4 protein-coding genes are annotated in these 2,612 nt (G+C 73.0%); all 4 read right to left on the reverse strand.

The window, feature by feature from the left end:
• Positions 1-62: 62 nt before the first annotated feature.
• Complete coding sequence (locus G3I65_RS18690) at positions 63-1,151, reverse strand: type IV pilus twitching motility protein PilT (RefSeq protein WP_160697251.1); 1,089 nt, start codon at positions 1,149-1,151, stop codon at positions 63-65.
• Positions 1,152-1,226: 75 nt separating this feature from the next.
• Positions 1,227-1,562, reverse strand: coding sequence for a competence type IV pilus major pilin ComGC (locus tag G3I65_RS18695; RefSeq protein ID WP_160697252.1), 336 nt, complete (start codon positions 1,560-1,562; stop codon positions 1,227-1,229).
• Positions 1,563-1,605: 43 nt separating this feature from the next.
• Entirely contained in the window at positions 1,606-2,004 is a 399-nt protein-coding gene (locus tag G3I65_RS18700) for a hypothetical protein (protein WP_309235551.1), read from the reverse strand.
• Positions 2,001-2,468 carry a hypothetical protein gene (locus G3I65_RS18705; RefSeq protein WP_160697253.1) on the reverse strand — a complete coding sequence of 156 codons (468 nt, stop codon included), beginning with the start codon at positions 2,466-2,468 and terminating at the stop codon, positions 2,001-2,003. The genes G3I65_RS18700 and G3I65_RS18705 overlap by 4 nt, the downstream gene beginning before the upstream one ends.
• Between the last annotated feature and the right edge of the window lie 144 nt (positions 2,469-2,612).

Raw genomic sequence — 2,612 nt, forward strand, 5'->3', positions numbered from 1 at the left:
GGCGGCCGCGCGGTCCGGGGTCACCGTGCGCAGGTCGACGGTGCGGGGCTGGGTGCGGAGTCTCATGCCGGCACGCTCCGGGGCCGCGGGCGCGGGTCGATGTCGTGCGGGTGCAGGCTGCGGGCGGCCGCGTCGGCGGGGGAGACCAGGCCGGCGGCGACGAGCGCGGACAGCGACTGCTCCAGCGTCACCATGCCTTCGCGGTGGCCGGTCACCAGCGCGTTGCGCAGCTGGTGCGGCTTGCCCTCCTTGATCAGGTTGCGCACGGCGGTGTTCGCGACGAGCACCTCGAACGCCGCGACGAGCCCGCCGCCGACGCGCGGCAGCAGCCGCTGGTAGACGATCCCGGTGAGGGCCGCGGCGAGCTGCACCCGCACCTGTTCCTGCTGCCCGGCCGGGAAGACGTCGATCATCCGGGCCAGCGACTGCGCGGTGTCGTTGGTGTGCAGCGTGGCGAAGACCAGGTGGCCGGTTTCGGCGATGGTGAGGGCGAAGCGGATCGACTCGAGGTCGCGCATCTCACCCACCAGCAGGACGTCCGGGTCCTCGCGCAGCGCGCTGCGCAGGGCGGCCGGGAAGGATTCGGTGTCGGTGCCGACCTCGCGCTGGTTCACCGCGGACCGCCGGTGCTCGTGGACGTACTCGATGGGGTCTTCGACGGTGAGGATGTGGCAGGCGCGCTCGTGGTTGATCCGGTCGATGACGGCGGCGAGCGTCGTCGACTTGCCCGAGCCGGTCGGCCCGGTGACGAGCACGAGACCCTGGTGCCGCCGGGCGAAGTCGCCCAGGATCGGCGGCAGGCCGAGGTCGGCCATGGCCGGGATCCGGCGCGGGATCATCCGCAGCGCGACGACGGTGGCGCCGCGCTGGGTGAAGGCGTTGCCACGGACGCGGGCGTGGTCGCGCCAGCTGAAGGAGAAGTCGAATTCGTGGGCGGTGCGCCAGGCGCGGGCCTGGTCGTCGGTGAGCAGCTCGCCGAGCAGGGCGTCGGTGTCCTCGCCGGTGAGGACGGGGTGCCCGGCGACCGCGGCGAGGTCGCCGTGCACGCGCAGCTGCGGCGGCAGGCCGGCGGTGAGCAGCAGGTCGGTGCCGCGCGCCTGCCAGAGCGCTTCGAGCAGGCCGTCGGCGCGGCTGCCGGTCAGGGTGGGCATGGGTTCCCTCCGGGGCGAGGTGTCCGTTGTGGATGGAGTGCCGCGGGGCGGGCCTGCCCGCCCCGCGGCCGGGATTCAGTGGGTGCAGGCGCCGCTGGCGGTGACCACGCCGCCGGCCCCGAGGCCGATGGTGTAGCTCTTGGCGGCGGGAGCGTTCTTCAGGTAGCCCTTGTCCGTGAGGTCCTTCATGACGAGGGCGTAGTCGCCGGTCTTGGCGTAGAAGGCCTCGTTGGCGGTCTGGACGCTCTTCCAGTCGGTCTCGCAGGCGGCGGCCTGACCTTCGCCGTTGAACGCCTGCACGGCGAACACGACGACCCCGGCGAGGACGCCGAGGATCACGACGACGATGAGCAGTTCGATGAGGGTGAAGCCGTCCTCGTTGGCGCGCGCGGCACGCAGTCTTTCCAGCATGGTTCTTCCTTTGCGTTGCAGGGGTTTCAGGGGTGTTCCGGAATCAGCAGGCGGCCACCTCCGGGGATCGGGTCCCCTTCCACGCGCCGGCGGTCGCGCGCACGCTGACGTACACCCTGTTGTTGCCGGGCAGGGGGATGGTGGCCGAAGTGGTCGTGGCGGTGCCCGCGGTGGAAGCGGTCCCGCCCGCGGTGGTCGCGGTGAGCAGCTCGAAGCCCGGCGGCAGCGGAGTCGGGTAAGTCCAGTGCAGCGTGGCCGTGGGACCGCCGCCGCTGTTGTTGCACTTGGCCGAGTCGAGGATGGGCTTGTCCGGTATGGACAGTTTCAGCGCCGCAGCCGCGGCGGTCCCGGAGCCGCTCTTCAGCCAAGCCGCTTCGGCCTGACCGCCGAACGCCGTCGTCGCCAGCAGCGCGGCCGCGACGACCACCCGGGTGGTGCTCACTGGCTCACCACCGTGACGGTGACCGGGATCGTGAACACCGCGCCCTGGCAGGAGTCGTCGGCCGTGGACAGCATCGACACCGCGCCGGTGAGGGTGAGGGTTGTGCTCGCCCCGGCGGCCAGCGCGGTGTTCGGCTGCTGCGCGACCCAGCTCACGGCGCCGCCCGGGCAGCCGCCGGTCGCCGTCGGGGTCCCGTTGCCGGTGACGGAGCTGACCTTCACCGGGTACGGGTTGGGGTTGGTGATCCGGATCAGGGCGGTGCCGGAGACCCCGGGGTAGAGCAGGCCGGTGGTGAGGGCCGAGGCGTCCACCGTCGCGGTCGACGGCGCCGACGCGGTGCCCGCTTTCGCGCCGGCCGTGCCGGAGCCGGAGCTCGTCCACGCCGCGACGGCGATCCCGCCGCCCAGCGTCGCGCCGACCACCGTGGTGACCACGAGCACGCGGCGCAGGGTCGGGTTGTTCATGGCTTGACCGCCGTTCCGTTGTACGTCAAGGGAAAAGTGAGGGCGCGGCACGCGGCGGGGGCGCCGGGCAGCATGTGCGTGGTGAGGGCGGCGTCGGCGGTGCCGTTCCGCGGCACCGTCACCGGCGCGGCGAGCGCGTCGACC

This window comes from Amycolatopsis sp. SID8362 (assembly GCF_010550475.1).
Lineage (GTDB): Bacteria > Actinomycetota > Actinomycetes > Mycobacteriales > Pseudonocardiaceae > Amycolatopsis > Amycolatopsis eburnea.